Annotated in this window: 14 protein-coding genes; 10 read left to right on the top strand and 4 right to left on the bottom strand. The window is 56.3% G+C overall.

Annotation, left to right across the window (positions count from 1 at the left end; genetic code table 11):
- From PKC29_00470 to PKC29_00515, 10 genes are all read left to right on the top strand, one after another.
- Nucleotides 1–1,551 (top strand): class I SAM-dependent DNA methyltransferase, encoded by a 1,551-nt coding sequence (locus tag PKC29_00470; GenBank protein ID HML93886.1) that lies wholly within the window; start codon nucleotides 1–3, stop codon nucleotides 1,549–1,551.
- Complete coding sequence (locus tag PKC29_00475) at nucleotides 1,541–2,866, top strand: restriction endonuclease subunit S (GenBank protein HML93887.1); 1,326 nt, start codon at nucleotides 1,541–1,543, stop codon at nucleotides 2,864–2,866. The genes PKC29_00470 and PKC29_00475 overlap by 11 nt, the downstream gene beginning before the upstream one ends.
- The gene (locus PKC29_00480) at nucleotides 2,863–3,939 is read left to right on the top strand and encodes a hypothetical protein (GenBank protein HML93888.1); all 1,077 of its coding nucleotides are present in this window, start codon (nucleotides 2,863–2,865) and stop codon (nucleotides 3,937–3,939) included. The genes PKC29_00475 and PKC29_00480 overlap by 4 nt, the downstream gene beginning before the upstream one ends.
- Nucleotides 3,936–7,013, top strand: coding sequence for a type I restriction endonuclease subunit R (locus PKC29_00485; protein ID HML93889.1), 3,078 nt, complete (start codon nucleotides 3,936–3,938; stop codon nucleotides 7,011–7,013). Before PKC29_00480 ends, PKC29_00485 begins: the two co-directional genes overlap by 4 nt.
- The gene (locus PKC29_00490; protein ID HML93890.1) at nucleotides 7,010–8,869 is read left to right on the top strand and encodes a DEAD/DEAH box helicase family protein; all 1,860 of its coding nucleotides are present in this window, start codon (nucleotides 7,010–7,012) and stop codon (nucleotides 8,867–8,869) included. The genes PKC29_00485 and PKC29_00490 overlap by 4 nt, the downstream gene beginning before the upstream one ends.
- Nucleotides 8,870–8,872: 3 nt before the next feature.
- Complete coding sequence (locus PKC29_00495) at nucleotides 8,873–9,124, top strand: hypothetical protein (protein ID HML93891.1); 252 nt, start codon at nucleotides 8,873–8,875, stop codon at nucleotides 9,122–9,124.
- A 9-nt stretch (nucleotides 9,125–9,133) separates the two neighbouring features.
- Nucleotides 9,134–12,739 carry a Swt1 family HEPN domain-containing protein gene (locus tag PKC29_00500; protein ID HML93892.1) on the top strand — a complete coding sequence of 1,202 codons (3,606 nt, stop codon included), beginning with the start codon at nucleotides 9,134–9,136 and terminating at the stop codon, nucleotides 12,737–12,739.
- Nucleotides 12,729–15,818, top strand: a complete 3,090-nt coding sequence (locus tag PKC29_00505) for a hypothetical protein (GenBank protein ID HML93893.1) — start codon at nucleotides 12,729–12,731, stop codon at nucleotides 15,816–15,818. Before PKC29_00500 ends, PKC29_00505 begins: the two co-directional genes overlap by 11 nt.
- Before the next feature lie 317 nt (nucleotides 15,819–16,135).
- Entirely contained in the window at nucleotides 16,136–19,360 is a 3,225-nt protein-coding gene (locus tag PKC29_00510) for an AAA family ATPase (GenBank protein HML93894.1), read from the top strand.
- Nucleotides 19,361–20,061: 701 nt separating this feature from the next.
- On the top strand, nucleotides 20,062–21,375 hold the full coding sequence (locus PKC29_00515) for a hemolysin family protein (GenBank protein ID HML93895.1): 1,314 nt from the start codon (nucleotides 20,062–20,064) through the stop codon (nucleotides 21,373–21,375).
- 9 nt (nucleotides 21,376–21,384) lie between these two features.
- On the opposite strand, the gene PKC29_00520 is transcribed toward PKC29_00515, so the two are convergent.
- The 4 genes from PKC29_00520 to PKC29_00535 all read right to left on the bottom strand — a co-directional run bounded on the left by PKC29_00520 (nucleotide 21,385) and on the right by PKC29_00535 (nucleotide 26,238).
- Nucleotides 21,385–22,317 (bottom strand): glycosyltransferase family 10, encoded by a 933-nt coding sequence (locus tag PKC29_00520; GenBank protein ID HML93896.1) that lies wholly within the window; start codon nucleotides 22,315–22,317, stop codon nucleotides 21,385–21,387.
- 67 nt (nucleotides 22,318–22,384) lie between these two features.
- The gene (locus PKC29_00525) at nucleotides 22,385–23,329 is read right to left on the bottom strand and encodes a GDP-L-fucose synthase (protein ID HML93897.1); all 945 of its coding nucleotides are present in this window, start codon (nucleotides 23,327–23,329) and stop codon (nucleotides 22,385–22,387) included.
- Between the two features lie 48 nt (nucleotides 23,330–23,377).
- Nucleotides 23,378–24,421 (bottom strand): GDP-mannose 4,6-dehydratase, encoded by a 1,044-nt coding sequence (gene gmd, locus PKC29_00530; GenBank protein ID HML93898.1) that lies wholly within the window; start codon nucleotides 24,419–24,421, stop codon nucleotides 23,378–23,380.
- Between the two features lie 104 nt (nucleotides 24,422–24,525).
- Nucleotides 24,526–26,238, bottom strand: a complete 1,713-nt coding sequence (locus PKC29_00535) for a cation:proton antiporter (GenBank protein ID HML93899.1) — start codon at nucleotides 26,236–26,238, stop codon at nucleotides 24,526–24,528.
- Nucleotides 26,239–26,321: the final 83 nt, after the last annotated feature.

Consider the following 26,321-nt stretch of genomic DNA (forward strand, 5'->3'; position numbering starts at 1 on the left):
ATGGCAAAAGACACGAACAACGGCGCGAATCTCGGTTTCGAATCTGAACTCTGGCGTGCCGCCGACGCCCTCCGCTCCAACATGGACGCCGCTGAGTACAAGCATGTTGTCCTCGGCCTGATTTTCCTAAAGTACATCTCGGATGCCTTCGAAGAGCAACGCGCGAAGCTCGAAGCGGACCGAGCCAAGGGAGCCGACCCGGAAGACCCCGACGAGTACCGGGCCGTCAACATATTTTGGGTGCCCAAAGAGGCGCGCTGGTCCAAGCTCAAATCCGAAGCCAAGCAGCCGACCATCGGCAAGGTCATCGACGACGCCATGCTCGCCATCGAACGCGATAACCCATCGCTCAAAGGCGTGTTGCCCAAGGACTACGCACACCCGCGTCTCGACAAGCAGAGGCTTGGTCAGCTCATCGACATGGTCGGCAACATCGGTCTGGGAGATAAGGCCAACCGCTCCAAGGATATTCTCGGCCGGGTCTACGAGTATTTCCTCTCTCAGTTCGCCAGCGCCGAGGGCAAGAAGGGCGGCCAATTCTATACGCCACGTTGCGTTGTCCGTGTTCTGGTCGAAATGCTTGCCCCTTACAAGGGTCGAGTCTATGACCCGTGCTGCGGTTCCGGCGGCATGTTCGTCCAGTCGGAGAAGTTCGTCGAGGCCCACGGCGGCAAAATTGGCGACATAAGCATCTACGGCCAGGAATCCAACCACACCACCTGGCGGCTGGCCAAGATGAACCTCGCCATTCGCGGCATCGACGGCAACCTCGGCAAGGAGCACGCCGACAGCTTTCACCGGGACCTGCACCCGGACCTCAAGGCCGACTATGTCATAGCCAATCCGCCGTTCAACGACAGCGACTGGCGCGGCGAGTTGCTCAAGGACGACAAGCGATGGAAATTCGGCACACCGCCAGCCAGTAACGCGAACTTCGCCTGGGTCCAGCACTTCATCCATCACCTGGCCCCTACCGGCTTGGCGGGCTTCGTCCTGGCCAACGGCTCGATGTCCTCCAACCAGTCTGGGGAAGGTGAAATCCGCAAGGCCATCATCGAAGCCGACCTGGTCGATTGCATGGTCGCATTGCCCGGTCAGCTCTTTTACTCGACACAGATTCCCGTCTGCCTCTGGTTTATTGCCAGGCAGAAGAAGAACGGCCGATTCCGTGACCGCCGCGGAGAAACATTGTTCATCGATGCCCGCAAGCTGGGGACAATGATTGACCGTGTCCACCGCGAACTGACCGAGGAGGACATCCGCAAGATCGCCGAAACCTACCACGCCTGGCGCGGCGACAAAGATTGCAAGGTCAAGTACAAGGACGTGCCCGGCTTCTGCAAAAGCGCCACGCTCGACGACATCCGGCACCACGGCCACATTCTCACACCCGGGCGCTACGTCGGCGCGGCTGAGGTCGAGGACGACGGGGAACCGTTTGAGGAAAAGATGGCCCGCCTGACTGCCGCCCTGCGCGAGCAGACCGAGAAATCGAAAAAGCTCGACCAGATCATCTGGGCAAACCTGGAGGACATTGGCTATGGCGGATAACGGTTGGGTAACCTTGCCATTCGACCAGGCCGTTCTGGTGAATCCTCCGGTTCGCCTTGAACGAGGCGAAGTCTATCCGTTTGTCGATATGCAAGCAGTCGATCCCGGCTCGCGCAGTGTTGGCCCCAGCGAATTACGAGAGTTCAAGGGTGGTGGCTCGCGGTTCATGAACGGTGATACGCTCATGGCTCGCATCACACCCTGCTTGGAGAATGGCAAGATCGCGCGCTATGCCGCTTCCAAAGCGGAAGAAGTGGGTCATGGCTCTACAGAGTTCATCGTGATCCGTGGCAGGCCCAACGTCACGGACAACGGCTTCGCCTACTACCTGACCAAATGGGACGGTGTCCGTCAATACTGCATTTCGCAGATGACGGGAAGTTCGGGTCGCCAGCGCGTGCCGACCAGTGCTCTAAGTCATCGTGAGGTGACGATTCCTCCGCTCAAGGAACAGGAAGCCATCGCCTGCATCCTCGGCACGCTGGACGACAAGATCGAGTTGAACCGGCAAATGAATCGGACGCTGGAGGAGATGGCGCGGGCGATCTTCAAGAGCTGGTTTGTGGACTTCGACCCGGTGCGCGCCAAGGCTGCGGTGCGGCGCGAGCATCCCAAGTGGACCGACGAGCAAGTCAGCCGCGCCGCCTGCCCCAACCTCAAGCCCGAAATCGCCGCCCTTTTCCCGGACTCCTTCGAGGACTCCGAATTGGGTGAGATTCCGAAGGGGTGGAGCGCTTCCAACGTAGGTCAACACTTTCGGCTAACGATGGGACAATCTCCGCCAGGTAGCACATACAACGAAATAGGGAACGGCGTTCCTTTCTACCAGGGCAGGACTGACTTCGGGTTCCGTTACCCTACTAGACGGGTGTATTGCACATCGCCCACACGTTTCGCCGAGCCGGGCGACACACTGGTCAGCGTCCGAGCGCCTGTTGGCGATGTTAACATGGCGAAGGAGCGGTGCGCCGTTGGCCGCGGAGTGGCAGCGATCCGTCATCGTGGCAACAGTCGCTCTTTCACCTACTATTCCATGCATCAACTAGCGCAACATTTCCTCAAGTTTGAGGCCGAAGGAACAGTGTTTGGGAGTATTAACAAGGCGGACTTTGAGCGGCTGCCATTTGTCGTGCCGTCACCAGATGTGCTGGCAGCATTTGATCGCGTCGTGTCGCTGTTGGACGACCGGATTGAGACGAATGAAGAGCAGACCATATCGTTGGCGAACATCCGAGACACATTGCTGCCGAAGCTGATTTCCGGCGAGCTGCGGGTGCCGGACGCCGAGCGGATCGTGGGGAGGTGTTGCAAATGAAGCGCGAGGCAAAGCTCCTTCTAGATAAGGCCTTTGATTCGCTGGTCTTGAGCATCGAGCTCTTCAATCGACCCCACGATCGTGGCCGGATCAGCAGCACGCTTATCCAGCTTGACCATGCCTTCGAGATGTTTATGAAGGCCGCAATTTTGCACAGGGGAGGGCGTATCCGTGAAAAGCGAGCAAAGGAAACCATAGGGTTCGACGCCTGTGTGCGGCGCTCACTCAGTGATGGCAAAATCAAGTATCTGAAAGAGGAGCAGGCACTCGTCCTGCAGACGATCAACGGACTTCGGGACGCGGCGCAGCACCATCTCTTGGACATCTCAGAAGGGCAACTCTATGTCCACATACAATCTGGCGTCACACTTTTTCGCGACTTGCTAAAGGGCGTTTTCGATCAGGACCTCGCACGCCACCTGCCTCAACGGGTGCTCCCGGTCGCGACCTCTCCTCCCACGGATCTGGCCACGCTTTTCGATTCGGAGGTCAAGGAAATCAAGAAGATTCTGCAACCCGGGCAGAGACGTCAGATTGAAGCCCTCGCACGTCTGCGCCCGCTAGCGATCCTCGACGCGACGGTTCGTGGTGAGAAGGGACAGCCCAGCGACTCCGACTTGCGGCGGATCGGTAAGGAGCTGTCACAGGGTAAGCCTTGGACCAACGCGTTCTATGGCGCTGCGGCCGTGGAGATTGCGGCAGATGGCGCAGGCCCAACTTTGTCCCTGCGCTTGTCGAAGAAGGAAGGCATTCCGATCCAATTGGTGCCTGAGGGTACGCCCGGAGCATCGGTTGTGGCGGTGAAGCGCGTCGATGAGCTTGGGTTTTACAACTTGGGTGCGAAGCAGCTCGCAGAAAAGGTCGGGCTGACAATGCCGAAGGCGGTAGCTGTCGTGGATCACGTCGGTCTTCGTAATGACCCTGAATGCTACAAGGAGATCAAGATCGGAAAGGCGGTATTCAAGCGATACTCCCAAAAGGCCATCGTCGCGATTCAGACGGCCATGACCAAGGAAAATCCAGAGGAGATTTGGGCAAAGCGCACCGCGAAGTTCAAGGGGGCAAAGGAATGACCGCTTTCACCGAATCTGTCGTCGAGCAAGCCGCCTTGGCATGGCTGGAAAGCATGGGCTACCAGATCGTTTCAGGGCCGGAAATCGCCCCCGGTGAACCCGCCGCCGAGCGCGAGAACTACGGACAGGTCGTTCTCGAACGTCGGCTTCGCCAGGCGCTTGAGCGGCTCAACCCGCAGGTGCCGCCGGACGCATTGGAGGAAGCCTTCCGTAAACTGAGTCGGCCGGACTCGCCGTCGTTGGTGGCGAGTAACCATGTGATTCACAAGTACATGGTCGAGGGAGTACCGGTCGAATACCAGCGGGCCGACGGATCGATTGGCGGCGATCTCGTCCGCGTGCTCGATTATGACGAGCCGGAGAACAACGAATTCCTGGCGGTGAATCAGTTCACCGTGGTCGAGAATCAGCACGAACGCCGGCCTGACGTGGTGCTGTTCATCAACGGCTTGCCAATAGCTGTGATGGAACTGAAGAATGCTGCCACCGAAAACGCCACCATCTGGTCGGCCTTCAATCAACTTCAGACCTACAAGCAACAGATCCCCTCCCTTTTTGCATTCAACGAGGCGCTGCTCATCTCGGACGGCGTGGAGGCGCGGATCGGCACGCTGACGGCTGACCGCGAGTGGTTCATGCCCTGGCGCACCATTGAGGGCGAGGAACTGGCAGACAACCGGCTGCCTCAGCTTCAAGTCGTGATCGAGGGCGTGTTTGGGAAACGACGGTTCCTGGACCTGATCCGGCATTTTATCGTGTTCGAAGATTTGGGTGGTGGCGTCCTTATCAAGAAAATGGCCGGGTATCACCAGTACCACGCGGTGAACCTGGCGCTGGATTCGACGGTGCGTGCGGCGGGCACTGGCGGCGACAAGCGCGTCGGCGTGGTGTGGCACACGCAGGGCTCGGGCAAGAGTCTGACGATGGCGTTCTACGCCGGGCGGGTGGTGCTGCACCCGGCGATGAAGAACCCGACGCTGGTAGTGATCACCGACCGAAATGACTTGGACGACCAGCTTTACGGCACATTCGCGCGCTGTCACGAATTACTTCGCCAGCAGCCCATGCAGGCCCAGAGCAGGGCGAACCTGCGGGAGTTACTGACGACCGCCTCCGGCGGAGTCGTTTTCACGACGGTTCACAAGTTCTTCCCGACCGACAGCGAGGATCAACACCCGCTTCTATCGGACCGCCGTAATATAGTCGTGATCGCCGACGAAGCGCATCGCAGCCAATACGATTTCATCGACGGCTTTGCCCGGCATATGCGCGAGGCATTGCCGAACGCCTCCTTCATCGGGTTTACCGGCACCCCTATCGAATTGACCGACAAGAACACCCGCGCGGTCTTCGGCAACTACGTCAGCATCTACGACATCGAGCGGGCAGTGAAGGACGGAGCGACCGTACCTATCTACTACGAGAGCCGACTTGCAAGGCTTGAACTCGACGAAAACGCCCGACCCCTGCTGGACGAGGAGTTCGAGGAGGCCACCGAGGGCGAAGAGGTCGAGCACAAGGAGCGACTGAAGACCAAGTGGGCACAGCTCGAGGCTCTGGTCGGGACGGAGAAGCGGTTGAATCTGATCGCCGAGGATCTGGTGAAGCACTTCGAGCGACGACTGGAGGCGATGGACGGCAAGGCGATGATCGTCTGCATGAGCCGTCGCATCTGCGTCGAGTTATATAGGGCCATCGTGGCGATCCGTCCGGACTGGCACCATGATGACGATGGCGCGGGAATCCTCAAGATTGTGATGACGGGTTCGGCATCGGACCCGGTCGATTGGCAGTCACACATCCGCAACAAGCCTCGCCGCGAGGAACTGGCAAAGCGTTTCAAGGACCCGAAGGAACCGTTCAAGGTAGTTATCGTCCGCGACATGTGGTTGACAGGGTTCGACGCCCCGTGCCTCCACACGATGTACGTGGACAAGCCGATGCGCGGCCACGGGTTGATGCAGGCCATCGCACGAGTGAACCGCGTGTTCAAGGACAAGCCCGGTGGCCTCGTGGTGGATTATCTGGGCTTGGCCGACCAGCTTAAGTATGCCTTGGCTAACTACACCGAGAGCGGCGGTAAGGGTCAGACGGCTATTGATCAGGAAGAGGCCGTGGCTGTCATGCTGGAGCGTTACGAGGTCTGCTGTGGCATCTTCCACGGCTTCAACTGGTCGACTTGGAAGACCGGTGGGCCGCAGGAAAGGCTTTCTGTGCTTCCGGCAGCGCAGGAACACGTGCTGGCCCAGGATGACGGTAAGAACCGGCTGGTGAAAGCGGTTGGCGAGTTGTCGAAGGCGTTTGCGCTGGCCGTTCCACATGAGAAGGCGCTGGAGGTTCGGGACGACGTGGCCTTCTTCCAGGCGGTGAAGTCCGTGCTGACCAAGAGCACGGGGGACGGTCGCCGCAGCCCGGAGGAGATCGAGCTCGCCATCCGGCAGATCGTCTCGAAGGCGGTGTCTTCGGATGAGGTCATCGATATCTTCGCAGCCGCGGGACTAAAGAAGCCCGACATCTCCATCCTGTCCGACGAGTTTTTGGCGGAAGTGCGCGGCATGCCGCAAAGGAACCTGGCGGTGGAGATGCTGCGCAAGCTGCTGGAAGGCGAGATCAAGGCACGCGGAAGAAAGAACATCGTCCAAGCCCGGTCGTTTGCAGAGCTCCTTGAGAATGCAATCAAGAAATACCAAAACCGGGCCATTGAGACGGCACAGGTGATCGAAGAATTGATCGCGTTGGCGAAGGACCTGCGCGAGGCAAACCAGCGGGGTGAGAAGCTGGGGCTGACGGATGACGAGGTTGCCTTCTACGATGCGCTTGAGGTCAACGATAGCGCAGTTGCCGTGCTCGGCGATGAGACATTGCGGCTGATCGCTCAAGAACTCGTCAAGGCGGTGCGAAACAGCATTACCATCGACTGGACAGTCCGGGAAAACGTCCGAGCCCAGATGCGGGTGATCATAAAGCGTATTCTTCGCAAATACGGCTATCCACCGGACAAGCAGGCCCACGCCACGGAGCTTGTTTTGGAACAAGCGGAAGTCCTTTGCAAGGACTGGACGGAAAAAGCATGACCAACGAAGAGATAGCCAGATTCTTTAACACAACGCGGCCCCATATTCAGGGCAACCCGAACCTGCGCGATCCCCAGGTTGAGGGATGGTTTCGCACGCGCCAGCATTTCAGAAACAGTTCCGAGCACGCCATCCTGCAAATTCCGGTGGGCTGCGGCAAAACCGGCCTCATGGCCCTGCTGCCTTTTGAGACCGCCCAGGGTCGGGTCCTGGTGATTGCTCCGAACCTTGAGATTCGGCGGGGCATTTCCACTTCCTTCGATGTCGCCGGACGTGAATGTTTCTGGACCTCGACGCGCGTTCTGACCGACGTGAGTCATGGCCCCTTCACGGCCGTCCTGGACGGCCAGGACGCGAACATCCACGACTGCGAGAACTCGCATATCGTGGTCACCAACATCCAGCAATTGGCCAGCCGGGCTGACCGCTGGCTTCCGGCCTTCGGGGATGATTTCTTCGACCTGATCCTGGTGGACGAAGGCCATCACAACGTCGCCAGAAGTTGGGAACGGGTTTTCGAACGGTTCCCCAACGCCAAGGTCGTAAGCCTGACCGCCACGCCTTTCAGGGGCGACGGACGCGAGATCGCCGGCGAGCGGGTGTACGCGTATCCGTTCCGGACGGCCATGGTGCGTGGGTACATCAAGCAGATCACCGCTGTGAATGTCGCGCCCCAGGAGATCTCCTTCACCTATCGCGGGGACGCCAGGCAACACACGCTTGAAGAGGTCCTTCAACTCCGGGACGAGGAATGGTTCAGCCGGGGTGTGGCCCTCGCGCCGGAGTGCAACCGGTCCATCGTTGACGCCAGCATTCAGTGGCTTCAACACCTCCGGGAGACCGGCACATTCCATCAACTGATCGCGGTCGCCTGTTCGGTGGACCACGCCCGGCAGGTGCGGTCCCTTTACGCCGAGCGCGGGTTGCAGGCGCGTGAAATTCACAGCAACATGCCGGCGGAGGAAATTGAAGATGTGCTCCAGGACCTCCGACGCGGCCGGATCGATTGCATTGTTCAGGTCCGGATGCTCGGCGAGGGATTTGATCACCCAAATCTGAGCGTGGCCGCGATCTTCCAGCCCTTCCGGTCGCTATCGCCCTATGTCCAGTTCATTGGAAGGGTCATGCGGGTGATCCACCAGAACAACCCCCAGCACCCGGACAACCGGGGCGTGGCGGTCTCCCATGTGGGCCTGAACATCGACCGACATTGGGAGGATTTCCGGCGAATCGACCAGGAGGACCAGGAACTCATCCAAGGCTGGCTTGAAGCGGGCGACGAGCGACCTCCAGCCGACGAGCCGGGCCGCCGCAGACGCCTGACACCGGACATGGTGGTGCAGAACGAGATCATCAGCCACTTCATTGAGCAGGAATACCTCGACCCGATGGATGACGCTGTGATCGACGACCTCGTCCAGGAGTTTCGCAGACGCGGCCTTGACCCTGAGGCTCTTGGGTTATCCCGCGAAAATCTCCGCCAGCGCCTCATCCAGGCTCGGACCCGCGAGAGTATGGAGCCCCGGGAAATACCGGTCACGCCCCAACGACGACGACAGGAGGCCCGCCGAAGGCTCAACGAGCGCTCCCGTGCCCTGGCCAGCAGAATCCTGAACGCCCTTGGCGCGTCCATAAACGGCCGCAACATCGTCCTGGCCTACCCCGAACTGAGAAGCGCCAACAACTACGCGGCGGTCATCATGATCGTGAACGGAGCCGTTAATGAGCGGCTCGAGGCCGACGGCGGTTCTCGTGGCGAAATCCCGCTTGAGCGGCTGGAGGAGGTTCTGGAACAGATCGACCAGATCGGGGACGCCGTCCAGGCCCAAATCCAGGAGCGCCTTTCAAGGAGATGACCTATGCCCAAGCTAAAACGCCTTCTCGTATCCGCTTGCTTCGAAACCGCCCAGCGGCGGAGACACTGCTCGCGGAACCAGGAGCACGTTATCTGCCAGGGCGACAAGTGCCTGGTCATCAAGGAGAACATGTCGAAGAACAACTACTGCATGGAATGTGCGGCCCTGATTCTGCGGAAGGCCCAGGAAGAGCTTGATGGATTGGCTCACGAACTGGGAACAGCGGAAGCACCATCCTCCATGGAATTGAGATAGGAATAGCATATGGCAGGCCTTCTTGATGACCAAAATACCCAAGCCACTCTTTCGAGGCTTTTAGGCGAGGTGGCGAAGTATCTTGCTATGTTCCTTGAGAGGGAGCTGCCATCCCTTTTCGAGGATTGGTGGAATCAGGCCGTCGTGAACAATTTGTCGTTCCAACAGCGGCGACGGATGGAACAACGGGGCATCGCCTCCCTCGGTGCTCTAGACCTCGCCGCGCTGCTTCGAGTGCTCGATCAGAACTGGTACCAGATTTCCAACAAGCTCGGCCTGACATCGGAGTCACGTCATTTCGTCAAGGAGATGCAGACTATCCGTAACCGGTGGGCACATGCGACCACCGAAGGCTTTCCTCTTGATGATGTATACCGCGACCTGGACACCCTCCAGCGTTTTGCCGTGGTCATCGAGGCGAATGAAACATTGATACGAGAAGTGCGATCCCTAAAGACGGCCCTTGTCACTACAGAGACGGAAATGCCTGAGAAAACCGATGCCGCTGCCCTTGAATCCTCTCTGACGCCCAAAGAAAATGGTGCTGAATTTGAACCGGGGCAGATTGTATGTGTTCGGTCTGACCCAAGTATTCGTGGCGCTGTAATTTCCGTCCTGCCGGGCAAACCGGAAAATCGCTTTAAGATCTTTGTGAGTGGTGAAACCCAGACCTACTATGCGTCTCAGTTAAAGCCCGAAGATATTTCAGATGACAACACCGAGTTTTTTTCCTGTGATCAGTTCCACGCCTATCTGACAGCGCTGCAAATCAGATATCCCGGTCTGTCTACACTTTATTCGCTCAACGCCGCCCGTGTGGATTTCATTCCGTATCAATTTCGGCCCGTGCTGAGGTTCATCCGGTCGGATCGACCTCGGTTATTAATTGCCGACGGCGTGGGTGTCGGCAAGACCATCGAGGCAGGGCTTATTCTCCGCGAATTGCAAGCAAGACGTGATATCCGGTCAGTTCTCATTGTCTGCCCTCGCCCGTTGGTAACCGAGCGCAAATGGATGAACGAGATGAAGCGCTTCGAGGAGCGTTTCACACATCTCGATGGTAGCACCCTTCGTTACTGTATAAACGAGATGGACCTTGAAGGGGTCTGGCCCGAGCAACACCAGAGGGTGATTGTTCCCTATTCCTTGTTCGATGAAGTTCTGCTTTATGGTTCAGGACCTGACGGCAGGCGAAAACGCAAGAAGGGTCTGCTCGACCTTGATCCGCCTCCTCGCTTCGATCTCGTCATCGTTGACGAGGCACACCATATCCGCAATCAGGATACATTCAGCCACAAAGCTGTGCGTTTTTTCTGTGACCATGCAGAGGCCGTTATATTTTTAACTGCAACACCGATCCAGCTCGGCAGCAACGATCTTTTCGTCCTCCTCAATACGCTCCGTCCCGATTTGATCATCGATCAGGAGAGTTTCGCTCACATGGCGGAACCCAACCCTTCCATTAACCAGGCGATATCGCTTGCACGGGCTCAAGAGCCGGAATGGCAAACGCGGGCAAGCGAAGCCCTTGATCAAGCAGCGGCCACCGCTTGGGGTAAGGCGATCCTGCGCTACAATCCAAATTTTATACGAATACGTTCCAGGTTGTCCGAAGGCGACGTCACAAATGAAGAACGTGTGCAGCTCATCACCGATTTGGAAGCCATGCACACTTTCGCAGGGATTATCAATAGAACCCGCCGTAGGGACATAGGCGATTTCACGATACGGAAACCTGAGACAGTGGTCGTTCCCTTCACGCCTGCCCAGCAGCGTCTACATGACGAACTCCTCCGAGTTCAGGCCGAGATATTCGACCGGCTTCACGGAGACATCAATGTCAAATTCATGATGACCACGATCAGACGTCAGGCTGCGAGTTGCCTTTTCGGCCTTGTGCCCTTTCTTGAGGATATTCTGAATCGCCATCTTGATGAGCTGTCCTGGGAGGAGGCCGATAACTCCGCCGCTGTTCCGCAGGGCGAGACGGTAGAGCCAATACAATCGCAGATCCAATCACTTCTTGAGAGTGCGCGGTTACTCGATCCCTATGATCCGAAACTGGAGGCGCTACGCGCCATTATCCGGACCAAGCAGAAGCTGCCCAATAACAAGGTGATGTTGTTTAGCAGCTTCAGGCATACGCTCAATTACCTTTATCGCCATCTCAATGAGGATGGCTTTCGGGTCGGGATGATACACGGCGGAACACCGGATGAAGAACGTGTTGATCTCCGTAGTCGCTTCGAGAAGCATCGAGACGATAGGGGCAGCTTGGATGTCCTGTTGTTCTCGGAAATTGGCTGCGAGGGTTTAGATTATCAATTCTGTGATTGCATTGTGAACTACGATTTGCCTTGGAATCCGATGCGCGTGGAACAACGCATCGGCCGCATCGACCGGAACGGACAGAAAAGCGAAAGCGTTGCCATAATCAACCTGATTACGCCGGGCACCGTTGATGCCGATATCTACGAACGTTGCCTTCTGCGCATAGGAGTGTTTAATGGAGCTTTGGGCGGAAGCGAAGAGATTCTTGGTGAAATTACCAGGGAGATTCGAGATATTGCAGAAAACTTTACCTTGAGTGACGAGGATCGCAGGGCAAAGCTTCAGCAATTGGCGGACAATAAGATTCGACTGATCCGTGAGCAAGAGGAACTCGAGCAACGACAAATGGAGCTTTTCGGCATCCGCTTGCCTGAAGACCGGATGAGGAAAGAAATCGAGGATGCCTCAAGTTATTGGTTATCGCCGACCTCCATGCAAAGGATTGTCCGTCTCTATTTACAAGAGAGCTGCGGGAAAGATCAGGAGTTTCTCCTGGGTGAAAGACCCCTAAAAACGCTTCGTCTTTCGCAGGAAGCCCGAAGTATCCTTCTGCGAGACTATCAGCAACTTCCCAAACATAACACAACTGCCTACCGCGATTGGGAAAACTGGCTTAAAGGAGGTAATCCCCATCTTCTGGTGACCTTTGAATCTGACTGCGCAAGGGAGCATCCTGAGGCGGCATTTATTATGCCGTTGCATCCCCTGGTCCGACAAGCTGCCGTTTCCTTTAGTGGAAAAAAACGAGCAGTGACAATACTTAAGACATACTCCGGCGAGGTTCCTCCCGGCCTGTACGAGTTCGCAATCTATCAATGGCGTTTTCATGGTATCAAGGAGGATTTGGCTTTGCGTCCGGTTGCTTCTTCCCCAACAGTCACCTCTCTCCTTTCCCGTTTACTGGAAAAGGCTACAGATCTTGTTGAGGAAGGTACTAAGGAAATCGATCCAAATTGCTGGGAAAAGCTTGATGCCGAACATTATAAACTATGGTCTGAGGAACGGGAAAGGCACCGGCAAAGAACGCTGGAATTAGCGGAATATCGCCGCGAGAGCCTTACAACGAGTCATCGGGCGCGGATAGCGCTTCTCGAGGAGCAACTTAAGCAGGCCAGCAACGAAAAGATTCAGAAAATGCGACAGTCTCAAATCTCCGCTGCTGAGGCAGATTACGCCAGACGTATTCAGGATGTGGACATCGCCATGGAAAGGGCGGATATAATCGCTGAGCCGGTCGCATACGGATTGATTCAGATCGTTGGAGATACGCCTCATGCCGAGTGACTACGATAAAATACGTGACGACAACATCCGCGAGTATGGGCAAGGAACACGTCATCTATCCTTTTTGGGCAGACTATATACGGATAGGACGCATTTTATCTTCGAACTTCTGCAAAACGCTGAGGATGCCGGGGCGTCGAAGGTACTCTTCCAACTTGCAGAAGACAGGCTCGAAGTTCTTCATGACGGCCGCCTATTTAATGAACAAGACGTGCGTGGCATTTGCGGGGTCGGTGAAGGAACGAAGACTGAAGATCTCACTCAGATCGGCAAGTTCGGGATAGGTTTCAAGTCTGTCTACGCATACACGACTACACCTGAAATTCACTCAGGCGATGAAAGCTTTAGAGTCGAGAACTACGTTCGGCCATATGCCGTCCAGTGGCGAGACATCGGAGATTCATGGACCACCCTCTTCGCCTTTCCGTTTAACAAAGAGGATGTGGAACCGGCAATTGCGTGCAGGGAGATCAGTACAAGACTGTGTAAGCTAAGCGCCAGAACATTGCTTTTTCTTCGTAAGATCAAGGAAATCGAATACAGATTACCGGATGGGATGGGTGGTGTTTATCTGCGGGACGAGACTAAGCGAGGAAATGTACGCGAAGTAACGGTAATTGGGCAGAACAACGGCGAAGATGAAAGTGAAAGTTGGTTGATATTTGAGCGCCCCGTGGCAGTGCCTGATCGTGACGGGAATTGCCCAGGTCAAGTCCCGATCGAGATTGCTTTTCGCCTTCAATGGAACGAGAAAGAACAACGGGAAGAGGTGGCAAGAACAAAAGACTCACCACTTGTGGTCTTCTTCCCGACTGAAAAGGAAACCCGGTTTGGCTTTTTGATTCAAGGTCCATACAGGACTACGCCGGCAAGGGACAATATACCGAAAGAAGACGATTGGAATGCGACACTGGTAAATGAGACATCGTGCCTTATGGCTGACGTGTTGCCGCAGCTCAAGGACCTCGGTCTATTGAGCGTCTCGCTACTTGAGGCCCTACCCATAAGAGCGGATGATTTTCCAGAAGATGGCATGTTCTATCCGATCTTTGATGCTGTCCGAAATGCTCTTTTAACCCAAGACCTGCTGCCCGCAGATGACGGCAGCTTCGTCTCAGCGCGAAATGCAAAACTTGCTCGTGGCGCAGACCTCAGAAAACTGCTGGATCATGAGCAGCTTCGCAAACTTTTTCAATCAGACGCAACTGTCGAGTGGCTGGCTGGCAACATTACTCAGGATCGAACCCCGGAGCTACGCACATACTTGCTTAATGAACTGGAGGTCGAGGAGATCACACCCGACAGCTTTGCCCGAAGGATCACTCAGTCTTTCTTGTCAATTCAAGTCGATGAATGGCTGGCGGAGTTTTATGGGTACCTGTCTGGCCAAGAGGCGCTTTGGCGTGCTCCACGGTGGTCTGGTGATTCGGGAGGGGTTCTCCGTTCCAGGCCTATTCTCCGTCTTGAAGATGATAGTCATGTGATACCTTTTCGGGCTGACGGCACAACTCCTAATGCCTTTTTACCTCCTCCGGAAGACACCGACTTCCCAATTGTGAAGCGGTCGATTGCAAGCGATGAGCAAGCGGGAAATTTCCTGAAGCGTTTGGGCTTATCGGAACCGAATGTGTTTGATGACATTGTCGAAAGGGTTTTACCCAAGTACTCCAAAAGTGATTTGTCCACGATTTCCGAGACCGAGCATGCGGCGGATATTCTTAAACTTCTACGCGCGTTGACCTCTGATTCGGAGGCCGGTAAGAAAAGAGTGATCCAGAAGGCAATGCAAACACCTTTTCTCAAGGCTGTCGACCCTGTTGGAAACCTGACATATAAAAAACCGCTCGATATCTACCAGGATAATCCGACTTTGCGGCAATATTTTTCTGGAACGACAGACGCGTGGTTTTTATCCGAACAGCCGCTGGCTTCAGCATCCTCAGATATTTTGATCGACCTTGGCATTGCGACTCTGCCACGGCGTATCCTGTTTTCTGATGACTTGCCTTCTGGCGTACGTGAATACTCTACGCGTGCCGAGACAATCGAAAACTATTACCTTCATGGGTTGGATGATTTCCTTGAATCCTTCGAGTCACTTCAGAGTTTTGAAGATAAGGCGAAAGTAGCTCTCGTCCTGTGGGGCTATCTTAAAGAGCATTTGGAATTGGACTCCTCGTTTTTCAGGGGTCGCTATCATTGGTTTTACTATAGCGGCCATAGCAAGTCCTTCGACTCTCAAATGCTGACCCGCCTTAGGAACACGAAGTGGATTCCTACGCGGGACGGGAGCATAGAAAAACCGGGGGACATTAACACAGATCAGCTTCTTGACGACTTTCAAGGGGCAGAGGAATTGAACGATGCTCTCGGTATTAATCAAGGTGTTGGTCATAGGGCCTCTTCCGAAGACGATAAGAAACGTGAACATGCCAATATGCTCGGAGTCTCTCTTGAGGACATCGAATTTCTGAAGATGCATCCGGACGAGTTTGCTCAGCTAAAGGCTGAAATCGCATCAAGAAATACCAGGCCGATATTCCCAACAAGAACGGTGACTAATCCAGAGCGTCGACAAGAACGGGTAACAGATCTGCTCTCCGAATCCTCTAACAAGGAATATGAAGAGCGCGAAAGAAGCGTTCGGACAACCAGAGGCACTATCGATCCTTCTCTATGGCTCAGGGAACAGTACACCAACTATGACGGCCAAATGGTATGTCAGATCTGCAAGAAGGAAATGCCTTTTAAGAAGCTTGATGGCGAGTATTACTTTGAAGCAGTTGAGACGTTTACCAAGGACATCTTACCCAAGGAGCATGAGGCGCAGTTTTTGGCCCTATGCCCACTTTGCGCTGCAATGTACAAAGAGCTTGTCAAGAAGGACGAAGCAGCTATGGCCGATCTGAGAAAAGCCCTTCTGAACATGGACTCACTGGATGCTCCATTGCGACTCGGCGAACTTGAAACCACCATTCAGTTCGTCGAGACTCATCTCTGCGATGTAAAGACCATTCTGGAAGAAATGGGAAGGATCGGGGGATTAGCATTGGAAGGTAACAGGGGTGAGAAAGCATGACCACGCATCTGTCAGTAAGGTTGGCATGGCATGATCGGGCTTGGGATGGTCACGTTTGTGACCTGCCGCACCTCAACGCTCACTGCATTGTCCACCAACACATACGTGATTCGCGGAATGATGAAAAGGAGCGCGCAGCAGCCGGCAAACCTCTCGTCGAGTTGGACGGATGGTTGCCACCATGCTCTCGTGATCCAGCGGCGTACGCCGAAAGAGGATTTTCGATTACACATCAAGACCCGCTTGAGTTTCGGGGGCTACCAGCAGTCTCAGAAGACATACCTCCATATTCATCATGTCCAGCACCTTACCGTTGGATGCGCGAGGAATTTGTCCAAGAGGTCTGCGAAGCTGAAGATATATCGCTTCGGGGGCCAGACAATCCGCGAAGTAATGGTTGGGTTTTTGAGCCTGACCGTCAGCGTGAACTTCTCAAGGGATTCTGGGGAAAACTTGAGCCAAAGAAATCACTTGTGTTCTATTACTGCAACCATGGGAATCCCCTGGATGAGAACTCGCCGCGAATTATTGTCGGTATTGGAAGAATCGCTGAGGTTGGTCCTCAGCTCTATTTTGGCACAACCCCAAAGTACCAGGATCAGTATCCAGTATGGTCCCGACGGATTACCCAGGCGTACCCTAAGCAGGGGGTTCGTATCCCTTACCAAGAATACCTGCGGGATGGTCACAGCACTGACGATATCATCTGCCGAGTTCCACGGAGCGCGCTGCTTCCATTCTCATACGGAGGGGAACATGTTTCCGACGACGTCGCGGTTGCCATCATTGAGCGCGTTATACAGTGTGTGGAGCGCGTCAAGGCTGAGGGGCGCGTCGCTTTTGATTGGGACGGACGCCTCGATTGGCTAAACGACGTCCTGGCCGAGGCATGGAGCGGTCGAGGCCCGTTCCCTGGCGCTGGAAGCGTGCTCCAGTACCTCGGGTTTTCAAAGGGGACCTCGTTTCAGCGAACTGTGCTGGCACCAATGGCAAAACGGGGTGAAAATTCCTGGGACTATGTCCTGTCAATCCTTGAAGGAAGGGTCGAACCGGACAAAGGAACATACAGGACTGGGCTCCTCAAAGCGAGAGAGCGCTGGCGTGTCCTAAAAACTCGCCATGCATTGCTGTCCAAGCTCGCCCGGCTTGAGCTCACCCCGGGCCAGGTGCAGCGGATCGCCAATCCGGACCAGCGGGCAGCAAGCGGAATCGACGCGACCGAGAAGGATTTGGTCGCCAACCCTTACATCCTATCCGAGTGCGACCTTGGGTCGGCGGACTCCGATCCCGTGGCGCTGGAGACAGTCGATCATGGCTTGAGGCCCGAAGGGGATGCCGCGGTGTTTCCCGATGCAGACGAAATCTCTCACGACGACCGGCGTAGGGTTCGGGCGGTTGGTGTTGCGATTCTCCAGGAGGCCGCAAATAACGGTGATACTGTCCTCACATTCGCCGACTTCCTGAGCAAGATCATCGGACGCTTTCCCGAGAAAAGGGCATGTCGGCCAGATCGGGAAGTCGTATTGGCCGAAGCCGAATTCTATCGAGAAGTCCTGTGGACGGCCTTCGACTCCGATCCCGAGCTTGTCGCGCTCAAGCACCTTCGGGCCCTAGAGGAGTTCGCTGCTTCGCTGATTAAGCGACGGGCCAAGAAGACGAATCCGGCGGTCAAGCCTCCGATTGATTGGTTCGGCGCCCTGAAGAAGCTCTTTGGCGAACCGAAATCCGAGCGGGAAAGGGCAGCGCTGGAGGAAAAGCGAGCTGCTCTCTCAACGCTCTTCTCACGACGACTGAGCGTACTGACAGGTGGGGCCGGTACTGGCAAGACTTCGGTACTGAAGGTATTTCTCCAGGAATTGGTGCGTGTCGAGGGTCGACATCCCACGCTCTTGCTGGCTCCCACCGGAAAGGCCCGCGTTCGGCTTTCCACTAAAACCGGTCGAAATGCAATGACCACTCACCAGTTTCTGCTTAAGCAGGGCTGGTTCGTGCCCGATATTTTCGTACTCAAAAAACAAAGCGATCAGAGCCCCTTTCAAGCGACCACCGTTATTATTGACGAGTGTTCAATGATCCCAACGGACCTCTTTGGCACATTGCTGCGTGCTCTTGACTCCGGCCCATTGAGTCGTCTGATTCTTGTCGGTGATCCCAACCAGCTACCACCAATTGGACCTGGGAGGCCTTTCGCTGACATTATCGAGTGGCTTCAGAGAGACCACCCTGAATGCATTGCTCCACTTACAGTCTGCATGCGAGTTGATGAGGAGGAGGGAGGTCCAGCCGAGGAGAGTGTGGCCCTCGCGCTTGCGGACGGATACCGAACATCAGTCGTCAATCCGGGTGATGACGAGATTCTGGCCTCAGTCGCTCGGGGCCAGTCGATGGGCGACCTGGATATTGTGTTTTGGGACGACCACGACGATCTGCTTGCCAAGCTTAAGGGGCGGATGGCTAATATACTTGGTATCCGTGATAATGACTACAAGAGCTTCAATCGGTCGCTTGGGATCGATCAGAAGGACTGGGTCCGCAGTGAGGCGTGGCAAATCCTCTCACCCACTCGTACGCAACATTTCGGCACTGACGATCTCAACCGCCTGATTCAGAGAGAATACAAGGCAGGTCTCCTTCAGAAGTCGCAGAGCCAGTGGAGCAAGATGCCACGACCTTTCGGTGAGTATGAGATCGTCTGGACCGACAAGGTTATTCAGGTTCGAAATCGAAGCAAGGATGGATGGGCCTACCCCAAGGGAAGTGGGCTGGACTACGTCGCCAATGGCGAGATCGGAATTGTTACTGAGGCCTTCAAGAGGAAGGAAGGCAGCGATGTCCTTGCCGCTGTTTTTTCTACGCAAATAGACGCCTCCTATCGGTACTACCGCGGTCAGGTTGACGAATACCTCGAACTTGCCTACGCGTTGACCGTCCATAAGGCGCAGGGGAGCGACTTCGAGGTGGTTTTCCTGATCATCCCGCAGAAAGCCTCGACTTTGTCGCGAGAACTGATTTATACCGGCCTCACGCGGTTCCGTCGCAAGCTGGTGCTTTTGGTCGAAAAGGATATCGAGCCCCTCCGACGTTTACGCAGTCCGGACTGCTCAGACACCCGGTTGCGGAATACTCATATGTTCACGATAGCCCTTCGACCGGATGATGTGAAGCGACCTCACCTGGAGGCACTCATCCATCGTACGCGGAAGGGCATTGCTGTCCGCTCCAAGAGCGAGGTTGTCGTGGCAGATGTGTTGGATGCGCTTGGGATCAGCTACGACTACGAGCAGCCGCTCTATTCGCGGACTGATCCGAAGGACTTTCGCCTTCCTGACTTCACGGTCAGCTTTGAAGGGGATGTTTTTTATTGGGAACATCTTGGTATGCTAAACGTTCCCAGCTATCGCGAGGCGTGGGAACGAAAACAGACTTGGTATAAGGAAAACGGTTTTTCGGATCGATTGATTACATCTCAGGATGCGCCTGATGGAGGTATTGATGCTGCCAAGATCGAACAGATTGCTCGGAAACGTATCTTGGAAGAATAGGTGTAAGGGAAATTGAGTTTGACGACGCTTCCGGTCCGCCGGGAACCGCCTGATTTTTGATAACCCGTTGATATTGAAGGTTTTTGGTTAACTGCGGGAGAAAGAGAACGGTTATGAAGAGGGTTGCAAACGGGGAGCCAACTCCCGCCATATTTGCAGCCTGCTCCTCATAACTTTGCATACATTTCGAGCTCGAATGTATTTGAGCACTGCCCCGGAAACGGAGTTCTATCAGGCAGCGTGCGGTTATTGGGAAAATGATTGCCTGCCCGGGCTCCCGTGTGGTATTATATATTTGTTGTAAACATCTGTAATGTATATTTATTCTCTGCCGTAATCAGGGATATGCGAGGCCTCTGGGCCGGCCGGTGCAATGTAGCGACCGGGCTTGCTCTATGATGTGGCACCGAAGTCATCCGGCGCCGCGAAGAAGTTTTGAAAATTCATTAGCGGGGTTTCTTACTTCGAATCCGGGGATGACGGGAAAACGATAATAGCCGTAAACGAGCAATCTCTGTAAAGTGTCGGGATGTGTCGGCTGACCTGACTTCTCCCGCTTCTAAAACGATGACCGAAAAGACAAACGAGGACGACCAGGGCGACAATCGATGGTGTGCGTGGTCGCCTGTCTTTAATCCGCATGGAAGCGCGCTTCCTGCTTCTCCCGTAATATCATTGTATTGTCGCCGGAAGGATAGGCCATGGTCTATGTAGAAATACTGGCCGTCGTTCTGCTTACGCTCGTGAACGGTCTCCTCGCGATGTCCGAGCTCGCCATAGTCTCGTCGCGGAAGAGCCTCCTGAAACAGATGGCGAGCGACGGCAGCAGGGGTGCGGCCGCGGCGGTGCGCCTGGCCGAAGACCCGAGCCGCTTTCTGTCAACGGTACAGATAGGCATCACGCTCGTCGGCATAATCGCCGGCGCATTCAGCGGCGCGACGCTCGGGCAGAGGCTGGGCTCGTGGCTCGACACGTTCCGCGTGTTTTCCCCCCACGGCTACGCCATAGGTATCAGTGTCACCGTAGTGGCGATCACCTATCTCTCGCTGATTCTGGGCGAGCTCGTTCCGAAGCGCATCGCTCTCTCCCGGCCCGAGCGTATCGCGTCTCTCGTCGCCGGGCCGATGAAGTGGCTCTCCGTTATCGCCGCGCCGGCCGTATGGCTCCTTCACGTTTCGACCGAGAGCGTCCTGAGGATGTTCGGATTATCGGGTCGCCGCGAATCGACAGTCACCGAAGACGAGGTGAAATCTCTCATAGCCGAGGGGACGCAGGCGGGCGTCTTCGTCCCGCAGGTGCAGGAAATGATCGAGGGCGTTCTCAGGCTCGCCGACAGGCCCGTAAGGGTTATCATGACGCCGCGCTCCCTCATCGTATGGATAGACAGCAGGGCGGACAGGGACACTATGCTCGAAATCATCGAATCGAACCATTTTTCGCGCCTCCTCGTATGCGACGGGAGCGTCGATCATCCGGTCGGCACAGTCCACACGAAGGACCTTCTTCCCGAGGCGCTCCGGGGGAGCGCGAAGAATCTCGCCGACTTGATGACTCCCGTGCTCTTCGTTCCCGAGAGCACGCCCGTCCTCAGGCTGCTCAACATGTTCAAGAAGGAGAAGGTCCACATGGCCGTCGTCGTCAACGAATACGGGGCGACGGAGGGTCTCGTGACAATCACGGACGTCCTCGAGTCGATCGCCGGCGACTTCCCCGAGCTCGGCGAGGATTTCGAGCCGGGAATAGTTCAGAGGGAAGATGGCTCGTGGCTCGTGGACGGCATGCTCCCGATGGATATAATCGAGAGGATGACGGGCATCGAACCCGAGGAAGAGGTCAATACGGTGGCGGGATTCGTCCTTCAGAACCTCGGGCGCATACCGCAGGCGGGGGAGGGCTTCGATTACGAGAACGTGCATTTCGAGGTCATCGACATGGACGGGCGGAGGATAGATAAGGTCCTTATGCGGATCGATGCGGCCGCCCCCGGGGGCCGGGATTCCGGGCCGGACGAGTGAGTCCGCGGTTTATGACTCGATGACGGGCGCGTAAGCCGCGCTCCCGGCGCGCGCCTTCAGTATATCGCCGACTTTCCTGCACAGCCTGACGAACTGGTGCTCGTTTTGAGCCTGAAGCAGCCTTTCGAATCCGGAACAAAACGGTTTCTTCTTCCATTCGAAGTATTCCGAATAGCGCACGGGGTCGCCCGATAGATCGAGTAGAAAACGTGACAGCGATTCCGGTCCCTCGAAGTCCCGGACATTTATAAAACATTTTTCTCCCGGGGAAAATTCCTCGATGTTGGGAGCGCCGAGATAAACCGGCACGGAGCCCGCGATGAGAGGGTCGTAGAATTTTTCCGTTACGTAATCCGCCTCGGAGGTGTTTTCGAAAGCGACGGTGAATTTGTACCGCGCCATCGTGTCGAGCTTGAAACGCCGTCCCGCGCCGCCCGGCTGCGGAGCGTTCCTGAAAAGCTTTCCATACGAATGCACCTCGATGTGCTTCATCATTTCCCCGAGATATTCCGTCCGCCCGTTGGTGTCGTATCCGCTGGATATGAACGCGTTCACGAGGCGGTCGTCCGTTTTCTGGAGAGGCTCGTTTCGCAGCTCTTCTCTATGCGAGCGGAGGATATACGGGCACCAGATGTCCGATTCCCGGCTGTAGGTCATCATGAGGTCGAAGCGGCGCATGACGAGCTCGCTCGACAAAATGGGATGGTGGGCGGCGGATTCCATCGACCAGGCGATCCATACCTGTCCCTCTCTTTTGATAGGGCCCCTCCCGACGACGAAGTCGAGCCCGAGCGAAGGGACGTGGAATACGACCGCGGATGCCTTGTCGTAGAGGCTCCGGTCGTCCGTGAGGATAAACGGCTCGGGAATGTCCCGCCCGGGGTATTCGAGCGGCTGACCCCACATGGAGTTATAGAAAAGTATGATAATTTTGTATTTCATCACATGCCGTCGTGGCGGCGAGCCGTGCACTGTACCGATCCGGCCGCGTCCGTCACGGGCCGGGGCGTCATCCGAGCATTGTCTCCCTGTACCACGTTACCGTGGCGGCCAGGCCCTCTTCGAAGGTCGTCGTGGCCTTAAAGCCGAATTCGGTTTTGGCCCTCGAAACGTCGAGCCTTCTTTCCGGCTGCCCGTCGGGGCGCGACGTGTCCCAGACGATCCTGCCTTCGTACCCTGTCATCTCCTTTATCATGCCGGCGAGCTCCCTGATTCCTATCTCGTTCCCCGAGCCGAGGTTTACAGGCTCGCCCTTGTCGTATCTCTCGGCGGCGTCTACAATCCCCCGCGCCGCGTCCCTCACGAAAAGAAATTCCCTCGATGCGCTTCCCGTTCCCCACGCCGTCACCTCGGGTAGTCCTTTTAACTTTGCGTCGAAGAACTTGAGAATGAGGGCCGGAATCACGTGGGCGTCTTCGGCGCTGAAATGATCGCCGGGGCCGTAGAGGTTTACGGGCATGAGGTATACGGCGTTAAAGCCGTACTGCTTCCTGTAAGACTGAGCCTGGACGAGGAGGGCCTTCTTCGCTATTCCGTAAGGGGCGTTCGTCTCCTCGGGGTATCCGTTCCAGAGGTCGTCTTCCCCGAAGGGCACCGGCGTCTCGCGCGGGTAGGAGCATACAGTCCCGACGCAGACGAATTTTTCGGCTCCCGCCTGCCTCGCCGCTTCCATGAGCTGTATGCCCATTACGGCGTTGTCGTAAAAAAGCTCCCCCGGGTACTTTAAATTAAAACCTATTCCGCCCACCTTTGCTGCGAGGTGAATCACGATGTCGGCGTGCCTCACTGCCTTTACGCAGCTCTCCCACTTCCTGAGGTCGAGCTCCCTCCTCCCGGGGGTGAAGATGCTCCCGTCGGGAACGCCCCTCGACAGGAGCTCTTCGAGGACGTACGTGCCCAGAAACCCGCTCCCGCCGGTAAGCAGTATGCGTTTTTGACTCAGGTCTATGGCCATGTCCGTGCCTTCCGCGTGGAAGCCATTTCAAACCCTCTCTCCAAGAGGTTAATCTCTTTTCCACCATCTTTCAGGAAATTTTTCTTTCAGGATATCGTCCCCCTCGCCTATGGGCGTGAGTCCCGAAGCCCGCAAGTCGGCGTCCACCATTATCCTCACGAGCTCGCCGAACCTGACGCGCGGTCTCCATCCGAATGCGTCCTCGGCCCTCCGGGGGTCGGCCCTTAGATTATCCGCCTCCGTCGGCCTGTAGTAGCCCGGGTCGATCCTGACGTATTCCTTCCAGTCGAGCCCGGCGTAGGAAAAGGCTTCCCGGACGAACTCTTTTACGGAATGCGCCTCGCCGGTGCCGATCACGAGGTCGAGCGGCTCCTCGTGCTGCAGCATGAGCCACATCATTTCCACGTACTCCGGGGTGTATCCCCAGTCCCTCTCGGGATCGAGGCTGCCGAGGTAAAGGTAGTCCTGCCTGCCGGAGAGTATGCTCGATACAGCCTTGGTTATTTTCCTCGTGACGAACGTCTCGCCTCGTCTCGGGGACTCGTGGTTAAAGAGTATTCCGGCTACGGCGAAGATGCCGTAACCGTCCCTGTAATTCACCGTCGTAAAATGAGCCATGAGCTTGGCGGCAGCGTAGGGGCTCCTCGGGATGAATGCCGTGTCTTCGTTCTGGGGCGGCGGAGAGGAGCCGAACATTTCGCTGCTCGACGCCTGGTAGAAGCGGCACTCGATGCCGCTGCCGCGTATGGATTCGAGGAGCCTGACGTTGCCGAGTCCCGTTACGTTCGTACTGTATTCGGGCATGTCGAAGCTCACCTTTACGTGGCTCTGCGCCGCGAGGTTGTATATCTCGTCGGGCTTTATGTCGTAGACGAGGCTCGTCAGGCGGCTCGAATCGCCGAGGTCGGCGTAGTGAAGGTAGAGCTTCGCATTCTCCTCGTGGGGGTCGATGTAGATGTGGTCGATTCGCCCGGTATTGAAGCTGCTCGATCTTCTGATGAGTCCGTGGACCTCATAGCCTTTCGACAGCAGGAACTCGGTCAGGTACGAACCGTCCTGTCCCGTAATGCCGGTTATCAGGGCTTTTTTCATAGGGGCTCCATAGGCGATTTGGGAAGCTCGGTTAAATCAAAATACAATTTGGAGATAATGTCAATGGGAGCGGCCTTGCCGAACGCCGGTGCGCCGCCCCTGTTTCAGGGGACGGCCCCACTCTCCGAGAGAGTGTTTTTAAGTAGCGCCAGGAACTCCGTGAATGTTCTGGTCCTCAGTATGGGGGCTGTGAGGTCGTGCTCCCTGAAGAGGTGCGCAATCTCCGAGGAAAGCTTGAGCTGTGTGCCCGGATCGTCCTCGCTCGTGAGTATGAGGAATATGACGTGCGACGGCTCGCCGTCCGGGGCGTCGAAATCCACGCCTCCCTCGGATATGCCTATCGCGACCACCGGCTTCGTTATTCCGGCGAGGCGTGCGTGGGGGAGGGCGACGCCCTTGCCTATACCGGTCGGAAGGGCGGACTCCCTTTCCCACACGGCCCTGCATGCCGTATTCCGGTCGAGGCCGGCCGCGTCGGCGGCGGCCTCCGAAAGCTCCGTTATAGCGCCCTCCCGTGAAAAGGACTTGAGATCCCTTACGAACGTCTTCGAGGACAAGGCGTCGATGAGCCTTTTCTTCTTCCCGAGCTGCAGCAGGACTCGTATCATCGGCCCGCTTATCATGGACGTTACTATGGCCATTATAATGAGCGCGACGAAGAGCCTGTCGTTTATGATCCCCGCCTGAAGCGCGAGAATACCGAGCACTATTTCCATGGCTCCCCTGGCGTTCATTGCGAATCCCACGGCCAGAGAGTCCCTTCCCGGCAGACCGCCGAGCCGGGCCCCGAGCGTCCCGCCGACAAGCTTGCAGAGACAGGCTATGAGTATGATAGTCACGACGAGGGGCAGATCGAAATGCTCTATGAAATTAACCCTGAGGCCTATGCTTCCGAAGAAGAGCGGCGCGAAAATGGACGATACGAACTTGTCCAGCACCGACCTCGTATGCTCTCTTAAGTGTGGCGATGCACCGACGGCGACGCCGACGAGGAACGCGCCGAAGATCGCGTGAATCCCTATCCATTCGGTAAAGGCGGCCCCCAGAAGGGCGAGCGTCAGGGCGAAGCCGAGGACCCCTCCGGGCCTTTTGCTGTAGGCCTGGAGGAACGGGAGGGACCTGTGTATCAGCCATCTGCCGGCGGTCAGCATGAATCCCGCGAAAGCGAGCGTCAGGAGTATCGTCGTGAGTATATGGTTCGAGTGGCCTGCCGACGTGCCCATGAGTCCAAGGATTATGGCGAATATGATCCACCCCGTGAGGTCGTCGAAAACAGCCGCGCTTACGATTATCATCCCGAAGTCGGTCCGGTAAAGATCGAGGTCCATGAGCGTCTTCGCTATCACCGGAAGCGCCGAGATGGCGAGCGCCGTCGCGAGGAAGAGCGCGAAAATGAGCGGACTGGCGCCTTCGTGGCGGCCGAGCATCTCCGGCGCGATCCAGGCCGCGATAAAGCCTATTATAAACGGGAGCACGATTCCCGATACGCTGACCCATGGGGCGATCCTTCCCTGCCTGCCGATGATCGAGAGATCGACCTCGAGACCGGCAACGAGGAGGAAGAGAACCACTGAGAGGAGTGTAATAGCGCCGAGGGCTATCGCGTTCGGCCCGGCCGGCGGAAAGATGTATGCGAAGAGGTCGGGGGCAAGGGTTCCGAGCACCGTGGGGCCGAGAAGGACGCCGGCCAGGAGCTCGCCGAGTACGGACGGCTGGTGGAGCCTTTGTGCGAGCTCGCCCAATAGGCGCGCAGTGCCGAGCAATATTCCGAGCGCCAGGAACATGGCTGTGATATTGTCGGCTGAAAGATTTCCCATACGCTTACCTCTGGATCGATCCGGACTTCAGGGAAATAAATCGTCGTGACCGGGCGTCGGGCTCCGGGGAGGGTGTGGGGCCA

It is taken from the genome of Thermodesulfobacteriota bacterium, from assembly GCA_035325995.1.
Taxonomy (GTDB): Bacteria; Desulfobacterota_D; UBA1144; order Nemesobacterales; family UBA2774; genus JADLGH01.

Bases quoted from the DNA above. Each gene is read 5' to 3' on its own strand.
- PKC29_00470 (HML93886.1), top strand. From the start codon at position 1: ATGGCAAAAGACACGAACAACGGCGCGAATCTCGGTTTCGAATCTGAA.
- PKC29_00475 (HML93887.1), top strand. From the start codon at position 1,541: ATGGCGGATAACGGTTGGGTAACCTTGCCATTCGACCAGGCCGTTCTG.
- PKC29_00480 (HML93888.1), top strand. From the start codon at position 2,863: ATGAAGCGCGAGGCAAAGCTCCTTCTAGATAAGGCCTTTGATTCGCTG.
- PKC29_00485 (HML93889.1), top strand. From the start codon at position 3,936: ATGACCGCTTTCACCGAATCTGTCGTCGAGCAAGCCGCCTTGGCATGG.
- PKC29_00490 (HML93890.1), top strand. From the start codon at position 7,010: ATGACCAACGAAGAGATAGCCAGATTCTTTAACACAACGCGGCCCCAT.
- PKC29_00495 (HML93891.1), top strand. From the start codon at position 8,873: ATGCCCAAGCTAAAACGCCTTCTCGTATCCGCTTGCTTCGAAACCGCC.
- PKC29_00500 (HML93892.1), top strand. From the start codon at position 9,134: ATGGCAGGCCTTCTTGATGACCAAAATACCCAAGCCACTCTTTCGAGG.
- PKC29_00505 (HML93893.1), top strand. From the start codon at position 12,729: ATGCCGAGTGACTACGATAAAATACGTGACGACAACATCCGCGAGTAT.
- PKC29_00510 (HML93894.1), top strand. From the start codon at position 16,136: ATGCGCGAGGAATTTGTCCAAGAGGTCTGCGAAGCTGAAGATATATCG.
- PKC29_00515 (HML93895.1), top strand. From the start codon at position 20,062: ATGGTCTATGTAGAAATACTGGCCGTCGTTCTGCTTACGCTCGTGAAC.
- PKC29_00520 (HML93896.1), bottom strand. From the start codon at position 22,317: ATGAAATACAAAATTATCATACTTTTCTATAACTCCATGTGGGGTCAG.
- PKC29_00525 (HML93897.1), bottom strand. From the start codon at position 23,329: ATGGCCATAGACCTGAGTCAAAAACGCATACTGCTTACCGGCGGGAGC.
- gmd (HML93898.1), bottom strand. From the start codon at position 24,421: ATGAAAAAAGCCCTGATAACCGGCATTACGGGACAGGACGGTTCGTAC.
- PKC29_00535 (HML93899.1), bottom strand. From the start codon at position 26,238: ATGGGAAATCTTTCAGCCGACAATATCACAGCCATGTTCCTGGCGCTC.